This is a genomic window from Arthrobacter sp. SD1074B, from assembly GCF_056780195.1.
This window is the reverse complement of sequence record NZ_JBRAZT010000001.1, coordinates 14,369-30,552: the sequence shown is the minus strand read 5'-3', so window position 1 is coordinate 30,552 and position 16,184 is coordinate 14,369. Positions and strand designations below refer to the sequence as shown.

The 16,184-nt window shown below is 66.5% G+C and carries 14 protein-coding genes; 10 read left to right on the top strand and 4 right to left on the bottom strand.

The annotated features are described in order from the left end of the window. Nucleotides 1-68 precede the first annotated feature (68 nt). Genes ACUYM2_RS00135 through pknB form a run of 7 tightly spaced genes read left to right on the top strand, consistent with a single transcriptional unit; the run spans nucleotide 69 to nucleotide 9,699 of the window. Complete coding sequence (locus ACUYM2_RS00135) at nucleotides 69-812, top strand: FhaA domain-containing protein (RefSeq protein ID WP_481598212.1); 744 nt, start codon at nucleotides 69-71, stop codon at nucleotides 810-812. Continuing rightward, nucleotides 809-1,291, top strand: coding sequence for an FHA domain-containing protein FhaB/FipA (locus tag ACUYM2_RS00130; protein ID WP_481598211.1), 483 nt, complete (start codon nucleotides 809-811; stop codon nucleotides 1,289-1,291). Before ACUYM2_RS00135 ends, ACUYM2_RS00130 begins: the two co-directional genes overlap by 4 nt. A gap of 2 nt (nucleotides 1,292-1,293) precedes the next feature. After that, nucleotides 1,294-2,979 carry a PP2C family protein-serine/threonine phosphatase gene (locus tag ACUYM2_RS00125; RefSeq protein ID WP_481598210.1) on the top strand — a complete coding sequence of 562 codons (1,686 nt, stop codon included), beginning with the start codon at nucleotides 1,294-1,296 and terminating at the stop codon, nucleotides 2,977-2,979. After that, nucleotides 2,976-4,433, top strand: a complete 1,458-nt coding sequence (locus ACUYM2_RS00120) for an FtsW/RodA/SpoVE family cell cycle protein (RefSeq protein ID WP_481598209.1) — start codon at nucleotides 2,976-2,978, stop codon at nucleotides 4,431-4,433. Before ACUYM2_RS00125 ends, ACUYM2_RS00120 begins: the two co-directional genes overlap by 4 nt. Then, nucleotides 4,430-5,887, top strand: a complete 1,458-nt coding sequence (locus ACUYM2_RS00115) for a peptidoglycan D,D-transpeptidase FtsI family protein (protein ID WP_481598208.1) — start codon at nucleotides 4,430-4,432, stop codon at nucleotides 5,885-5,887. Before ACUYM2_RS00120 ends, ACUYM2_RS00115 begins: the two co-directional genes overlap by 4 nt. After that, nucleotides 5,884-7,704 carry a protein kinase domain-containing protein gene (locus tag ACUYM2_RS00110; protein ID WP_481598207.1) on the top strand — a complete coding sequence of 607 codons (1,821 nt, stop codon included), beginning with the start codon at nucleotides 5,884-5,886 and terminating at the stop codon, nucleotides 7,702-7,704. The genes ACUYM2_RS00115 and ACUYM2_RS00110 overlap by 4 nt, the downstream gene beginning before the upstream one ends. Before the next feature lie 6 nt (nucleotides 7,705-7,710). Beyond that, on the top strand, nucleotides 7,711-9,699 hold the full coding sequence (gene pknB / locus ACUYM2_RS00105; protein WP_481598206.1) for a Stk1 family PASTA domain-containing Ser/Thr kinase: 1,989 nt from the start codon (nucleotides 7,711-7,713) through the stop codon (nucleotides 9,697-9,699). 10 nt (nucleotides 9,700-9,709) lie between these two features. Here the strand turns inward: pknB and ACUYM2_RS00100 are convergent, their stop codons facing one another. Together ACUYM2_RS00100 and ACUYM2_RS00095 are read right to left on the bottom strand one after the other, a co-directional pair. After that, nucleotides 9,710-10,351, bottom strand: a complete 642-nt coding sequence (locus ACUYM2_RS00100; RefSeq protein ID WP_481598205.1) for an anthranilate synthase component II — start codon at nucleotides 10,349-10,351, stop codon at nucleotides 9,710-9,712. Nucleotides 10,352-10,522: 171 nt separating this feature from the next. After that, nucleotides 10,523-11,350, bottom strand: coding sequence for a class E sortase (locus tag ACUYM2_RS00095; RefSeq protein WP_481601359.1), 828 nt, complete (start codon nucleotides 11,348-11,350; stop codon nucleotides 10,523-10,525). Between the two features lie 177 nt (nucleotides 11,351-11,527). Between ACUYM2_RS00095 and ACUYM2_RS00090 the strand changes: the two genes are divergently transcribed. After that, nucleotides 11,528-11,782 (top strand): cell division protein CrgA, encoded by a 255-nt coding sequence (locus ACUYM2_RS00090; protein WP_481598204.1) that lies wholly within the window; start codon nucleotides 11,528-11,530, stop codon nucleotides 11,780-11,782. A gap of 123 nt (nucleotides 11,783-11,905) precedes the next feature. Beyond that, nucleotides 11,906-12,514: a DNA-3-methyladenine glycosylase I gene (locus ACUYM2_RS00085; protein ID WP_481598203.1), complete on the top strand. Its 609-nt coding sequence runs from the start codon at nucleotides 11,906-11,908 to the stop codon at nucleotides 12,512-12,514. Nucleotides 12,515-13,631: 1,117 nt separating this feature from the next. Here the strand turns inward: ACUYM2_RS00085 and ACUYM2_RS00080 are convergent. Together ACUYM2_RS00080 and ACUYM2_RS00075 are read right to left on the bottom strand one after the other, a co-directional pair. Further along, nucleotides 13,632-14,525: a rhomboid family intramembrane serine protease gene (locus tag ACUYM2_RS00080; RefSeq protein ID WP_481598202.1), complete on the bottom strand. Its 894-nt coding sequence runs from the start codon at nucleotides 14,523-14,525 to the stop codon at nucleotides 13,632-13,634. A 9-nt stretch (nucleotides 14,526-14,534) separates the two neighbouring features. Next, the gene (locus tag ACUYM2_RS00075) at nucleotides 14,535-15,080 is read right to left on the bottom strand and encodes a peptidylprolyl isomerase (RefSeq protein ID WP_481598201.1); all 546 of its coding nucleotides are present in this window, start codon (nucleotides 15,078-15,080) and stop codon (nucleotides 14,535-14,537) included. Nucleotides 15,081-15,234: 154 nt separating this feature from the next. On the opposite strand from ACUYM2_RS00075, the gene ACUYM2_RS00070 reads away from it, so the two are divergent. After that, on the top strand, nucleotides 15,235-16,173 hold the full coding sequence (locus ACUYM2_RS00070; protein ID WP_481598200.1) for a hypothetical protein: 939 nt from the start codon (nucleotides 15,235-15,237) through the stop codon (nucleotides 16,171-16,173). The last annotated feature ends 11 nt before the right edge of the window (nucleotides 16,174-16,184 follow it).

Sequence of the window (16,184 nt, the reverse complement as noted above, 5' to 3'; positions counted from 1 at the left end):
CCGCGAATGTTGGAAACCGAGTTCCGGAACAAATGCTGCCCGGCAGCTGTCAGGAAAGGAGAAGGACCATGGGCTTGCTGGACAAAGTCGAGCGCGGCATCGAAAAGGCCGTCCGCGGGGTCTTCTCCACCGGTTCCCGCGCGCAGGTCGAGCCGGTCGAGATCGCCAGCCACCTCCGCCGTGAAGTGGACAATAAGGCCCTCACCATCGCCGCGGGTCGCACCCTGGCACCCAACGTTTTCGATGTCCTGCTCAGTGGCGATGATTTCCAGCGCGCGCAGGATTGGGGAACGCCGCTCGCTGAGGAGCTGTGCGACGTCGTCATTAACCATGTCCGCAGCCAGGGGTACACCCTCCAGGGCCCGGTCCGGATCAGTTTCCGGCGCGACGAAGAGCGCCGTGCCGGCGATTTTGAGATCAAGTCGCGGACTGAAAAGGCCGGCGGCTCCCCCACCCAGCAAGGCAGCCAGGGTTCCATGCCCGCGGCCCCCACCCGCCAGCCCGGCCGCTTCCAGCCGGTACTGGACATAGACGGGCAACGGTATTCGCTCAATGCCTCCTCGGTGGTGCTGGGCCGCTCCTCCGAAGCGGACATCCTGATCGACGACACCGGGGTTTCGCGCCGGCACCTGGAAATCCGCACCGGCGACGGCGCGGCACAGGCAATCGACCTGGGCTCCACGAACGGCAGCTACGTGAACGGCCATAAAGTGGTGGGCAGTTCGGAACTCGCCGACGGCGCCACGATCACGATGGGACGGACCAAAATTATCTTCCGCCTGATGCCCGCCAACCCGGGCGGCCGCCCGTGAGTGAACTGACCATCACCGCCCTTCGCTTTGGTTTCCTGATCCTCCTCTGGGTCCTCATCTTCAGCATCGTTTCGGCCATGCGCCGGGACCTCATGATCGGCCGCAAGGCCGCCGCCGGTGCCCCCACGGCACGCCAGGTGCGCCGGAACCCGGCGCTGGCCGAGCCGGCTCCGGCACCGGTGAAGCAGCAGGCCAGCCAACTCGTCGTCACCGAGGGCCCGCTGAAGGGCACCACCCTTCCGCTTGCCGCAAGCCCGATCCTCCTCGGCCGCGCCCAGGAGGCCACCCTGGTCCTGGAGGACGACTACGCCTCCGGCCGGCACGCCCGTCTGTTTCCGCAGGGCAGCCGCTGGTTTATCGAGGACCTCGGTTCCACCAACGGCACGTATCTGGCAGATCAACAGCTCACCCGGGCACTTCCGGTCGAGCTGGGTGTCCCCGTGAGAATCGGCAAGACGGTCATTGAATTGAGGCCGTAGCCATGGCTGCCCCCGAATCCCCCGCAGACAAGGCAGCAACTGCCCCGAAGCGGCCGCTCATCATGCGCTACGCCGCGCGTTCCGACGTCGGGCGTGTACGCGCGAAAAATGACGACTCCGCCTACGTCGGCCGCCACCTCGCCGTCGTCGCGGACGGCATGGGCGGCCATGCCGGCGGTGACGTGGCGTCCGCCGCCACCGTGCTGGACATGATCCACCTGGACCGCGATGACTACGCCGGAGACGCGGATACCGTCCTGGCTGACGAGATCCAGACCGCCAACTCGCTGCTCTCCGAGCTGGTCCACATGAATCCGAAGCTGGCCGGGATGGGAACCACGGTGACGGCCCTGCTGCTGGCCGAGGGCAAGCTGCACTTTGCCCACATCGGTGACTCGCGCGCGTACCGGCTGCGCCGCGGCACGTTCGAACAGGTCAGCGTGGACCACACCTTCGTCCAGCGGCTCATCGACGAGGGCAGGCTGCGCCCCGAGGAAGCCGAGACCCATCCGCACAAGAACGTGCTGATGCGTGTCCTTGGCGACGTGGACGCCAGCCCCGAACTGGACCTGGACATCCTCGACGTCGAGCCCGGGGAACGGTGGCTGCTGTGCTCCGACGGGCTGAACTACGTCGCCGGCCACGTCGTGGAGCGCACTGTCCGGGAGACCAAGGACCTGCGCGAGTGCACCGAACGGCTCGTTGACCTCACACTGGAGGCCGGCGCACCGGACAACGTGACGGTGGTGATGGTGGACATCGCGGAACAGACGCCTGACGACGTGAACACCGCCGCCGTCACGGTCGTCCCGGCACCGGCTCCCGGCACCACGACGGCGACGCCCCGCGCCACGCCTGCCGCACCCGCCGGCAGCACCTACGCCGGCACGGCGGCCGAGGGCGCGCCTTCCGGCGGCGCCCCGTCGGACCGCACGTCCGCGGACGCGTCCGGCAAGGGCACGGGGGGCGCCGGCACCGCGAAGGAACCGCCGCCGTCGACCGACCCGCATCTGGGCGAGCATCTGTCCGCCGAAGTCCTGCGCGAGGAACTCTCCACGCGCCCCCATGAGCTTGTCGGTGCCGCGGCGGCCGCCGCGGCATCCGGTTCCATCCCGTCCATCGCCGGCCGGACGGTGGCCCGCAGGGCCGCAACGGTGTTGACGCACAAGGCGGACCAGGACAAGGACGAGCCGGAAGAGTACAAGCCGCCGGTCAGGCACCGGCGCTGGCTGACCATCTCCATCGCCGCAGCGATCGTGGCCGTGCTGGGCATCGGTCTCTGGCTCGGCTACGCGTGGACCCAGACCCGGTATTACATCGGCGAACACGATCAACGGGTCGCGATCTTCAATGGGGTCTCCCAGCGATTGGGCCCCATTCCGCTTTCCACCCTCGAAACGGTGACTGATATCCGGATGTCTGACCTGCCAGAGTTCTCGCAGCAGCGCGTGCGCCAGACCGTTCCCGCGCGGGACCTTTACGACGCGCAACGGATCGTCAAGAACCTGGAGCGCACCGGCACAACCGCACCGGCCGACGAGTGCCTCACACCATCCCCCACACCCACCGCCAGCGCGTCGGGGACCGCGCGGGCCACTGCCGGCCCCTCCGCTGCGTCGAGTTCCAAGTCGGCCACGGCCACCCCCACCCCGACGCCGTCCCCGAGCTACTGTGAGGTGGCGAAGTGACGCCGATCGATCCCACGCCCCGGCCGCGCCGCAATGCCGAGCTGGTGCTGCTGATCCTCGCCCTCGCGGTGGGGATCGGTGCAAACGCCCTGGTCGGCGTCGACCGGCAGAAGGCCTTCGACACGGACTTCTGGTTCCAGTCCGGCCTGCTCACGGCCGCCGCGCTGGCGTTCCACCTGGTGCTCCGCATCCGCGCTAAATATGCCGATCCGGTAATACTTCCCCTTGTGGTTGCGCTCAACGGCCTGGGCCTGGCCATGATCCACCGCCTGGACCGCGTCGGCGAAGACACCGGCAACAACCAGTTGCGCTGGACCCTGGTGGCCATGGCTGTCGCCATCATCGTGATCTGGTTCCTGAAAGACCACCGGATCCTGCGGCGCTTCACCTACATTTCGCTCGCGGTCAGTGCCGTGCTGCTGATCCTCCCGCTGGTTCCGGGTATCTCCGCCGGCGAAATCCTGGGTGCCAGCGTCTGGATCAAACTCGGTTCCATGACCTTCCAGCCGGGCGAAATCGCCAAGATCACCCTCGCCATCTTCTTCGCCGGCTACCTTTCCTCCAACCGGGACCTCATCCTGCTCGCCGGGCGCAAGATCGGCCCGGTGCAGTTCCCCCGGTTCAAGGACATGGGCCCCATGATCACTGCCTGGCTGGTCAGCATCGGTGTGTTGATCTTCCAGCGCGACCTCGGGACCTCGATCCTGTTCTTCGGCCTGTTCCTCGTGATGATCTACGTCGCGACCAGCCGGATCAGCTGGGTGATCATCGGCGTGGTCCTGATGGTGGCCGGCGGCTTTGTGGCGTCCAAAGTCTTCTCACACGTAGCGCTCCGGATCGACGGCTGGATCAACGCCTTCACCGAGGAGGTCTACGGGCGTGAATTCGGCGGCAGCCGGCAAATCGTCGAGGGACTGTTCGGCATGGCCAACGGCGGACTCGTCGGTACCGGCCTGGGCCAGGGCCGCCCCAACCTCGTCCCCTTCGCCAACAGCGACATGATCGTTGCCTCCTTTGGCGAAGAACTCGGCCTGATCGGCGTCTTTGCGATCGTGCTGATGTACCTGCTGCTGTTCACCCGCGGTTTCCGGGCCGCGCTCGGGACCCGCGACGCGTTCGGCAAGCTGTTGGCCACCGGGTTGTCCTTCGCCGTCGCGCTGCAGTGCTTCGTGGTGATCGGCGGCGTGACCCGCCTGATCCCGCTGACCGGACTGACGACGCCGTTCCTCGCGGCCGGCGGCTCGTCGCTGCTGGCGAACTGGATCATCGTGGGCCTGCTGCTGATGATCTCCCACACCGCGCGCGGACCGGTCGACACCACGCCCCTGCCGCCGGGCGAGGATCCTGACGCAGCAAAAGACATCCCTGCCATGCCGCCGAAGCCGGCGGCGGCGCCGGCCCACGGCACCAGCACCAGTCCAGACGCTCCCACCGAGGCGGTGAAACACCTGTGAACCAAGCCATTCGCAACTCCTGGATCGCCGCGATCGCGATGTTCGCCTTGATCTTCGGCGCGCTCAGCTACGTCCAGGTGGTCGGCGCCGACGAACTCAAGGCCAACGCCTGGAACAAGCGCACGCTACTGCAGAACTACTGCAACGATCGCGGCGCCATCATCGTCGGCGGCAAGCCCGTGGCGCAGTCCGTCGCCGGCACCGACAGTTGCCAGTTCCAGCGCGTTTACACACAGCCGGAGCTGTACGCCGGCATCACCGGATACTTCTCCAAAAACTACGGCCTGACCGGCATGGAACTGGCGATGAACGAACAGCTCGCCGGCAGCTCCGACCAGCTGTTCCTGGACCGGGTGGGCCAGTTGTTCCTCGGCAACCAGCCCAAGGGGGCCTCGGTTGAGCTCACGCTCGATCCGAAAATCCAGAAGCTCGCTTTTGACCTGATTCCTGAGGGACAGCGCGGATCGATCGTAGTGACCAACCCCAAAACCGGGGCGGTCCTGGCGATGGTGTCCAAGCCCTCATACGACCCCAACCTGATCGCCACCCAGGATGCCGAAGCCGAAGCCGCCAACATTACGGCGTTGAACAAGATCCCCGGCATCAACCTGAACCAGTCCGTGAGCGGCCCCACCGGCGCGCTCCTGGCACCGGGTTCCGTCTTCAAAATCATCGACACGGCGGCGGCCCTCGGTTCCGGCAAGTACAACAAGGACAGCGTGCTGCCGAACCCGGCCGAGATGCCGTTCCCGGGCATCCAGTACAAGCTGCCGAACTACGCCGGGGGCAATTGCTACACCCGGAACACCGCCTCGTTCGCCTTCGCCCTGCAACAGTCCTGCAACACTCCGTTCGCCAGCATCGCCCTGGACCTGGGGCAAAAGGCAATCGAAGAGGAAGCCGCCAAGTTCGGCTTCGGGCAGGACTTCGGCGACCAGCTCAAGCTTGATTATGCAAAGAGCAAGTTCCCGAGTGAACCGCTGGACGATGCCGGCCTGGCGCAGTCGGCCATCGGCCAGCGCGATGTCCGTGCCACGCCGCTGCAGATCAACATGATGACCGCCGCGATCGCGAACGGGGGCGTCCAGATGAAGCCTCGCTTGGTCAAGGCCGTGCGATCCCCGGACTTGCGGATTATCAGCGAGCCCAAGCCCGAGGTCCTTCGAACCTCCACCAGTCCGGACATTGCCCGCCAGATCTCCGAATGGATGACCAGCGTGGTCAGCGACGGCATCGCCCACGCTGCCGCGGTACCCGGCGTCGAGGTGGCCGGCAAAACCGGCACGGCCGAGCTTGGCAACGGCCTGAACAATTCTTGGTTTACCGGGTTCGCCCCGGCCAACGACCCGCAAGTGGCCGTCACGATCGTCATGCAAGGCGTAGACATCACCACCGGCGCAAATCTAACCAGTCCGAACGCGAAGAAGATTTTTGAGGCGGTGTTGAATAAGTGAGGCCTACATCGGGAATCACCCTCGGCGGCAGATTCCAGCTGACCACACGCATTGCGATCGGCGGCATGGGGGAAGTGTGGAAGGCCAAGGACCTGATCCTTGGCCGGATCGTGGCCATTAAGGTCCTCAAAGAGGAATACACCGGTGATCCGGGCTTCCTCCAGCGCTTTCGGGCCGAGGCACGGCACACCGCCCTGCTGAACCACGTAGGCATCGCCAACGTCTTTGACTACGGCGAGGAGGAAGGCTCCGCCTACCTCGTGATGGAACTCGTTCCCGGCCAGCCGCTCAGCAGCATCATTGAGCACGAGCAGGTACTCTCGCCGGACCGCACCCTGTCAATGATTTCGCAGACCGCACGGGCCTTGTCCGTCGCGCACGCCCAGGGCCTGGTGCACCGCGACATCAAGCCGGGCAACCTGCTCATCACCCCGGACGGCCGGGTCAAGGTCACCGACTTCGGCATCGCACGGCTGGCGGACCAGGTTCCGCTGACGCAGACGGGCCAAGTGATGGGCACCGCCCAGTACCTCGCTCCCGAGCAGGCCACCGGCCAGACCGCGACCGGCGCCTCGGACATCTATTCGCTCGGCGTCATCGGCTACGAGTGCCTCACCGGGCACCGTCCGTTCTCCGGCGAATCCCAGATTGCTATTGCGCTGGCCCAGGTCAATGACGCCCCTCCGCCGCTGCCGGACACGCTGCCCAAGCCGGTGCGTGCCCTCCTAATGTCGATGCTGGCCAAGGACCCGAAGAACCGCCCGGCCGATGCGATCAAGCTTGCCGAGGCGGCCGACGCCATCCGCAACGGCGACATCGCGGCAGCCCACGCGGCTGTCCCGGGCATGCTGCTCTTTGAAGCCGCCACTGGCCCCATTACCGCCCCGGTGGATGTTCCCACCGCAGCGACCGGGGTCATCGGCGCAAGCGCTGCGGACGACAAGTCGACGTCGGCGTTGCCTGTCATCGGAGCCGCGGGTGCCGGTGCCGCGGCCGGGATGGCTGCAGGGGCCGCCGCGGCCAGCGGTCACGGCGCCCGCAATGCCCTCTCCCGCGCGGATGCTCTGGCTGCGGAACGGACCTGGGTCCCGGAGGAGGAGGACTACGACGGTTACGAACCGGAGGAAGAGCCGAAACGCCGGGGCCGCAGCCCCTGGACCTGGCCGCTGATCGCCCTGATCCTGCTGGTGTTGTTTGCCCTCGTGGGGGTCGTCCTCTCCCAGGCCGGGATCCTGTTCCCCTCGTCCCCGGCGGCCACCAGTTCCAGCGCCATAGCGAGCACCACGAGCGCGGCGCCGACGTCCAAGAGCCCCAGCCCCACTAGCAGTTCGGCCACGCCCACCCAGTCGACGCCTCCCGCCATCAACCTGGTTCCGGATGCCTACAAGGGGCGGCCCTACAACGACGTCCGCGCTGAACTTATTGGCATGAACCTCCAGGTCAAGGGGAACCCCGTCAACGACCCCGCCGCACCTGACACTGTCCTCGACATCGATCCTTCCGGCCCCGTGCAGCCAGGTGACACCATCACGGTCAGCTACTCCAAGGGCCCGGAACTGGTTTCCGTTCCGCCGCTGGAGCAGGGGGCCAGCGAATCCCAGGTCCAGCAGGCCATCCAGGCCGCCGGCCTGCGCTGGCAGAAGGGTGCCCCGGTTGAGGGTGACGGAACCCAGCCGGAGGGCACATTCGTGAGTTCAGAGCCGGCTTCGGGGGAGAAAGTTCCCAGCGGTTCCATGGTGATCTACCACCTTGCCACCGCGCCCGCCCCGAGCACTCCAGAGCCGTCGCCCTCGCCGAGCGTCAGCACCACCAAGTAGGAATCCTTGTCCACGTCACCCCGCACTCCATCGCACCGCGAGGACAGCAGCCCGGTTCCGGCGCAGCGCGTCCTCAGCGGGCGCTATGAACTGGGTGAACTGATCGGTCGCGGCGGCATGGCTGATGTCTTCCGCGGAATCGATACCCGGCTGGGACGGACCGTGGCCATCAAGCTGCTCCGTCCGGACCTGGCCCGGGACCCGCAGTTCCAGGCCCGGTTCAAGCGGGAGGCCCAGGCCGTTGCGGCGCTGAACCACTCCTCCATCGTTGCGGTCTTCGACACCGGGGACCATGCCGTCCCCGGCGGCCACGACGACACCGTGCGGGTGCCGTACATCGTGATGGAATTCGTCTCCGGCAAGACCATCCGCGACCTGATCAAGGCCAAGGAAGTCACGATAGACCAGGCCATCGACTTTTCGCTCGGGGTGCTGGCGGCCTTGGACTACAGCCACAAGGCCGGAATCGTGCACCGCGACATCAAACCGGCGAACGTGATGTTCTGTCCGGATTCCAACAGCGTGAAAGTAATGGACTTCGGGATTGCCCGCGCCATGGCCGACTCCTCGGCCACCATGACGCAAACGCAAGCCGTGGTGGGGACGGCGCAGTATCTCTCCCCGGAGCAGGCCCGCGGCGAAACTGTCGACGCGCGGAGCGACCTGTACTCGGCGGGTTGCCTCCTGTACGAAATGCTGACCGGACGCCCGCCGTTCGTCGGGGACAGCCCGGTCTCCGTCGCCTACCAGCACGTCCGGGAAATTCCGGAGCCGGCCAGCAGCGTCAACCCCGACGTATCCGCGGCGCTGGACAGCGTGCTGGCCAAGGCCCTGCAAAAGAACCGCGCCGACAGGTTCCAGGACGCCGCGGCTTTCCGGCGCGCGCTCCGGGCCGCGCGCAGCGGCGTCGCCGTATCCGCCCTGCCGCCCAGCGAGGCCCCGACGGATCCGAACAACACGGTCGCGGGCAGGGAGCAGCTTCCTCCCACGGCCGCCTTCGCCCTCACCGGGGCGAAGTTCCTCGATGAGGCCCCGTCCAGCCGCATCACGCCGCAGCATATTCCCGCGGAGGACGAGGTTGCCGCGGTGCACTCTGCTTCCGACGCCGCCGCCGGACGCCCGGACACCGACAGCCTGCCGCTGAGCCTGCCGGCCGAACGCGAACCCACACCCCGGCAGAAATCGCGCCGGCGGATGTGGACGGCAACGCTGGTGATTTTCACCCTGCTGGTGCTGGCCGGCGGCGGCCTGTGGCTCTACAACATGGTCAACCAGCGGCCCGCCCCGGTGGCTAAAGTGGACGTTCCCGTCGTGGCGTCGATGACTGAATCAGAGGCGCTGCAAAGGCTCTACAACGCCGGGCTGAAGCCCCAGTTGAAACGTATCCAGCACGAGAGCGTCCCCAAGGGCATCGCCGTAGACACCGAGCCGTCCGCCGGGAGCCCCCTGGAGCTGAATTCGGAGATCACCCTGAACATCTCCGAAGGCCCGAGTGTGATCACCATCCCCTCGGATCTTGCCGGCCGGACCGAGGCGGACGCCAGGGACGAGCTGCGCCGGACCGGCCTGACCGGTGCACCGAAGACCACCTTGAGCAACAGCCCCAACGTGCCGGCGGGTATCGTCATTACGACCAACCCGGCGCCGGCCCAGGCCGTGGCAGTGGACAGCACAGTGGAAATCATCGTCTCCACCGGCAAGGTGGCCGTGCCGCAGCTCGTGGGCCTGCCGCTGGCGGAAGCGCAGGCCGCGCTGAAGAAGGCAGGGCTGCTTGCCATCATCAAGGAAGTCGAAAACTCGCAGGTCCAGCCCGGCAAGGTGACCGCCCAAAGCGATGCCGCGGACGCCGCTGTCGAGCAGGGCAAGGCGATCACCATCACCGTGGCCAAAGCCCCGCCCCCGCCGACGGAGGCCCCCACGCCCTCACCGACGCCGTCGCCCACCGGGACCGACGCAACGGAAGGACTCGGCAGACTGCTGGACCCGGCCGGCTAAAGCCGGCCGGTCAGTGCTGGATGAGCGGGCTCAAGGCCGCTGCCCGCGCCGCGGCACCTGCCATACCGAGGGATTCGAGCCAGTTGCCCAGCATCAGGTAGCCACCCTCGGTCAGTACGGACTCGGGGTGGAACTGGACGCCGCACAGCGGTGCCGTTCGGTGCTGCAGCCCCATCACGACGCCGGTTGCCGTCTCCGCGGTAATCTCCAAGGCCTCCGGGATACTTTCCCGTACGGCGGCGAGGGAGTGGTAGCGGGTCGCCGTGAACGGCGAGGGAAGACCGGGGAAGACGCTGGTCCCGTGGTGTTCGACGAGCGAGGTCTTGCCGTGCATCAGTTCCGGGGCGTGCGTGACGCGCCCGCCGTAGGCTTCCGCCAGCGCCTGGTGTCCGAGGCAGACGCCGAGCATCGGCTTGTTGTGGCTGCCGCACCATTTGATCAGCTCGATGCAGACCCCCGCATCCGCAGGGGCGCCGGGGCCGGGAGAGATCAGGACGCCGTCGCGGGCTTCGGCCATCTCGATCGCCTCGTCCAGCGTCACATCGTCGTTGCGGACCACGGTGGTCTCCGCGCCGAGCTCCTGGAGGTAGCCGACCAGGGTGTAGACAAAGCTGTCGTAGTTGTCGACGACCAGGATCTTGGTTGTGCTCATGGGTGCCTTGCCATACCAATCGTTGAATCAGTGAATGGGCTAAATTGCGCCATCCAGGGAAAGAGGAACTGAACCATCAATACCAGCACGCCGCCCAGCAATACCAGCGACGTGACAATCCGTAACCACAACGGGCCGGGCAGACGCCGGAATATCCATCCGTACATTTACCTAGCCCTCCCCGCGGGTGCGCGCCGCCTGTGCAGCTATCTCGGCCGGGGGGCCGGCCGAAGCCGGCTGCCAGCGCTCCAGCAAGGAGTATGTGATGATGCGCTCTTGTGAACCGAAGCGCGGGTTGCAGCTCGTCATCGTGAGGTAGCTTTCGGTGGGGGTGGCCGCCGGCTGTGACGGAACGGGCAACAGGACCCCAGTTGCCGAAGGCAGGACGATTTCGCTGTTCCGGAAGCGGTAGAGGTAGTAGCCCTCGCGGGTTTGCACGTAGATCCTGTCCCCGGGGACCAGGGTGTCGATGTTGTCCAGCACGGCGCCGTGGGTCTGCCGGTGGCCGGCCACGGCAAAGTTTCCGGCCGCGCCGGGCATCGCGGTGCCGGGGTAGTGCCCCAGCCCCAGCGCATCCAGCACCTCGGATGTGGTTCCCTGGACGACAGGACGGGTATATCCGGCACCAAAGCGGGGGATGTAAACGATGCCGATCGTCTCGCCGGATTCCGGTTCGACGGCGACGGCTGCCGGACCAGGACCGGCGTTCACGGTGGCGGCATTTGCAGGGGCGGCGTTTGCAGGGGCGGGGTTCACGGCGGATGCCGGGGGGCTGGCCGGGCCGCCCAGGCTTCGCGCGAAATCCCTCACGATGTCGCGTTGCCGGGCGTCAGCGTCGAGATTGGTCCACCAAAGTTGCCAGGCTACGAACAGCAGCAGGATCACACCCGCGGTCAGCATTAGCTCACCGGCGATCTGGAGGGTACGGGACAGGGCGCCCCGCGGGGCGCTGCCGCCGCCCGGGGCAGGCGCGGCAAGGGCTTCCGCCTTCTCCTGCAACACCGTGGGCTCTCCTTTGGGGGTTCGCAACGGGCGCGGGTGTGGCCTGAACTACAGCTAGAATTGGCTGCGATTAGGATTTCAAACTTGACCAAGAGCGCGTTGACCGCCGGCTGTTCCTTCTTGCAGGATATCAAGCCGGGGTCCCGCTCCTCATCCAGCCGCCAAGGAGGACCCGTGCCCGAGTCGAAGCCGCGAAAGAGGACTGCCCGCGTCGCGCAGCAGACTTCTGCGACGCAGGCCTATAAGCCCAACCCCGTCTGGTTCAAGCCGGTGATGTTTGGCCTGATGATCATCGGCCTGCTGTGGATTATCACCTTCTACATCAGCGAAGGCACCCTCCCGGTGCGGGACTGGGCATCGTGGAACATTGTTGCCGGGTTCGGCATCGCCATCGTGGGCTTCCTGATGACCACGCGTTGGCGTTCCTGATCCCCTCATTTCCTTCGCGGCAGGCCGGCACACCAAGTGTGCCGGCCTGCCGCGTTAACCACACTCCTTCCCGGCCCGGCGGGCGATAATGCCGGGAGGCAACTCTCCAGCAAAGGACACCTGATGGCACCGGACGTTAGTAGTGGCTGCATCATCGGCGACGACGGATTGGCCCGCCCGGTCTGGGCCGCCGCCGACCCGCTCCTGCGCGACTATTACGACACCGAGTGGGGCCTCCCGGTCCGCGATGAACAGGGCCTCTACGAACGGATCAGCCTCGAAGCCTTTCAGGCCGGCCTGTCCTGGGCGACGATCCTCCGCAAGCGGCCCGCTTTTCGTGCCGCCTTCGCCGACTTCCACCCCGAGACCGTGGCTGACTTCACCGACGACGACGTAGAGCGGCTGCTTCAGGATGCCCGCATTGTGCGCAACCGGCTCAAGATCCGGGCAGCCATCACCAACGCCCGCGCCACCCTGGAGCTCAGGGACGACGGCGGGCTGGTGGACTTCGTCTGGAGCTTCCAGCCGGCCACCACCCCGGAACCCGCGGCCTTGGCCGAGATCCCCACGACTTCCCCGGAGTCGATCGCCTTGTCCAAGGCGTTGCGCAAACGTGGTTTCGTGTTTGTGGGGCCCACCACGATGTTCGCACTGATGGAGGCCATCGGCATGGTGGACACCCATCTGGTCGGCAGCCATCGCAGGGGTAGCTCAGGCGTCTGGACTCGTTAGGCTCTAGCGACAGACTCGCCGCGGGGGTCCACAGCTGTGCACAATGCATGCCTAAGTTATCCACAGGCTGTTGAGAATCCGAGCTCGCCGGCGACATTAGAAAACCACCACAGGCGGCCTGCGGCGGGCACCCAGCCCGGAGAATCAGCAATCCCGATCCCGTCAGTCCGTGAGTTACAGCCTTGTAAGTTATTAACAATGTGGATTGCCTGTGGATAACCGACGCCCTGGCCGTCACCCCGGGCAATCACCGGCGACCGGTGGGCCGGATCGGCGCCGTGCCCACCTGTGGGAGCCTGCTCTGGGCTCGCAGGGGTGTATCCACTTAGTAACATTCAAGTACCCACAACTTATCCACAGGTGGGGATAAATCCGATCCGGAAGTGATGCCAGCCGCTCCACGAGCCCCGGACGACGGCCTTTCCGACCAAGTAGTCAGAGCGTCAAGTTATTAACAATGTGCACAACCCTGTGCATAACGGTCTATAAATCAGATATGAGCGTGCCGCCGTGCGGTTGCGGCCGCCCAGGGCCCACACGGATAGGTCTCTTCGGGCGGGCCTGGAGTGGCACGTCCGGCCTCCGCGGACTGGGGCCGGGCCGCAGGTCCCCCTCGGCGCACGGGGGCCGCAGGCCGGCTGTGGGCGGTCGGCTGCCTGCGGTCGGCTGCGTACGGTCCTGTCGGGCTCTTCCGAGGGCACTGACCCCGCGCGAAAGTTGTCCACTTAACCACAGGGCCTCCCCAAAATGTTATCCACAGGTGTGGAGAGTGAGCTGGGGATTTTACGGAATTCCCCAGCTGTGGCGGCCAGATCAGGCGTCCCTGGCCGAACTACAGGCATGTAAGTTACCAACAGTGTGGATAACCCCTGTGGAAAAGCGTGTGGGGGCGAGTTCGAAAGAGGCCGTCCGGTGCGGACCGCTCAGAAGACGCGACAGTTGCGGAAAACCGCGGCGATTCCGGACCAGTGCACCCAGGATCCGGGCCGCGTCCGTCCGGAACCGTAGCGGAAACCGGGAACCATGGCGGAATGCGGGAGCGCGGCGGCGGGACCGGCAGGCGGCGGCCGCGGAGACTAGGCCGGCAGAGCGGCGGCGTGCAAGGCGGCCGCGGAGACTAGCCCGGCAGCGCGGTGGCGGCGGCGTGCAGGGTGGTGGCCGCAACGAGGAGGCACAGCACCGCGGCCAGCCCGGCGGCCTGAAGCAACCCCTGGCGCCGGCCCCGTGGCACGTAGGCGATCACCGCGGCGCACAGCGCTCCGGTGACAAGGCCGCCAAGATGGGCCTGCCAGGCGATCTGCGGAACCACAAAGCCGATGACGCCGTTGATGGCGATCAGGACCCACAGTTGCCGGGTGTCCCCGCCGCGGTGGCGCTGGACCACCAGCATGGCGCCGAAGAGGCCGAAGATGGCACCCGAGGCGCCTACCACGCCGGTGAGGGACTGGCCCGGGACGTAGGCCGGGGTCAGCAACAGGTAGCCGACGGAGCCGCCGATCGCGGAGAGAAGATAAAGCGCCAGGAAGCGGATGCGCCCCAGGAGGGGTTCCAGCGCCTGGCCGAACATCCACAGCATGTACATGTTGAGCACGATGTGCAGGATGAAGCCCTGGGAGTGGAGGAAGGCCGAGGTCAGCATCCGCCAAGGTTCGAAGGCACCGAACGCGGGGTTGGCGTAGGCCGTGGCGAACGCGAAGTCCTGGTAGACCGCGTCGTTGGGCACGATCCACTGCAGCACATACACAAGGACGCAGGCCGCGATGATCCCGAAGGTGGCCAGCGGCCTCCCCAGCGCGGCGGCCCCGCCGTAGACCGAGCGGGCCGCCGGCGTCGTACGTTTGGTTTCGTTGACGCAGTCAACGCACTGGAACCCGACGGCGGCCGCCCGCTGGCAGTCGGGGCACGCCGGGCGCCCGCACCGCTGGCACCGCACGTAAGCGGGCCGGTCCGGGTGCCGGGGGCACACCGGGATCTGCGCGGACGGCTCTGCCGCCGGAATTCCATAGCTCATGGCGTAGGTCTAGAGCTGTTCTACGTCGATGCTGTTGATGACCACGTCTTCAACCGGGCGGTCACCCATGCCGGTGCGGACTCCTTCGATGGCGTCAACAACCTTCCGGGATTCATCATCGGCAACTTCGCCGAAGATGCTGTGCTTGCCCTGCAGCCAGCCGGTCGGGATGGTGGTGATGAAGAACTGGGATCCGTTGGTGCCGCGGCCCATCTGGATGCCCGCGTTGGCCATGGCCAGCTTGTAGGGCTCGTTGAAGGTCAGTTCCGGGTGGATCTCGTCGTCGAACTTGTAGCCCGGTCCACCGGTGCCGCGGCCCAGCGGGTCACCGGCCTGGACCATGAAGTCCTTGATGATGCGGTGGAAGATGGTGCCGTTGTACAGCGGCGTGCCGGTCTTGTCCTCCCCGGTCTCCGGGTGGGTCCAGGCCTGCTCGCCGGTGGCCAGGCCGACGAAGTTCTTGACGGTCTTGGGCGCGTGGTTACCGAAGAGGTTGACGACGATGTCGCCCAGGCTCGTGTGAATGGTTGCTTTTGCGGTTGCGATGGCAGTCATGGCCCTATTCTTCCACGGCAGGGGTCACCGCACAGGGCCGCGCAGCCAGTTCCGCGCTGGGTGAAATCCGGGCGAAATGGAGCCCAAGAATAGCCGGTGGAGTCCCGGACACGTAGGCTAACTGCAGAACTGTCACATTAATCGGGAGGTAGTTGTGAAGAAAACGGATCGTATTGCCCGTGAGCTGGAGCAGTCAGTCAGCACCGCAGTAGAAAACGCCAAGGACTGGGCCGCCCCGCGGGTTGAGGCGGCAGTCGACTGGGCCGTTCCGCGTCTGCAGCAGGGCCTGGACTCCGCTTCTCCCAAGATCCAGGAGGGCCTCAAGTCAGCGGCCCACAACCTGGCCGACGGTGTGGCCACGGTAACCCCCCGCCTGCAGGACGGGCTGGCGCAGCTGGCACCGAAGATCCATGATGCCGTCGAGAGCGCCACTCCCCGGCTGCACGAGGCCCTGGACCGGGCAACGCCGGTTATCGCCAACGCCCGGGACCGCGTGGTCGTTGAATACCTGCCCAAGCTTTCGGACCAGATCGGTCACGCCTCCGACGCCGTGCACCGCACCCTGGAAGGCACCCCGGCCCACGTGGACGCCGTGGCACAGCGTCTGGTTGACTCCGGTGTTGTCCACAGCATCCAGGACCAGGCGCAGTCCGCGGGCCAGCAGATCAAGGCCGCGGCTGCCGAAGCCAGCCGCGTTGTCACCGGCGAGGTAGCGAAGCCGCAGAAGCCCAAGCACCGCGGCTTCCTCATCTTCGGCATCATCGCCGCGGCCGTGGCCGCCGGAGTCGCGGCTTGGAAGGCTTCCAAGCCGATCGAGGATCCGTGGAAGACACCCGCGCCGGTGACGCCGTCGACCCCGGCTCCGGTGCCGGCCACCACGGTCAGTGACGTCAAGGAATCCGTGAAGGAAAGCGCGAGCGACGCCGCAGAGAACGCTGCTGCCGCCACGGTGGACGTAGCCGATAAGGCAGCCGATGCCTCGGCGGACGCCGCCGATGCAGCCAAGGCGGAGGACACCAAGGTCGCCACCGACGCCAAGACCGCGGTTCGCAACATCGCCGCGAGCATGAACGGCGAGGACAAGACCAAGTAGCTCCCACCGGC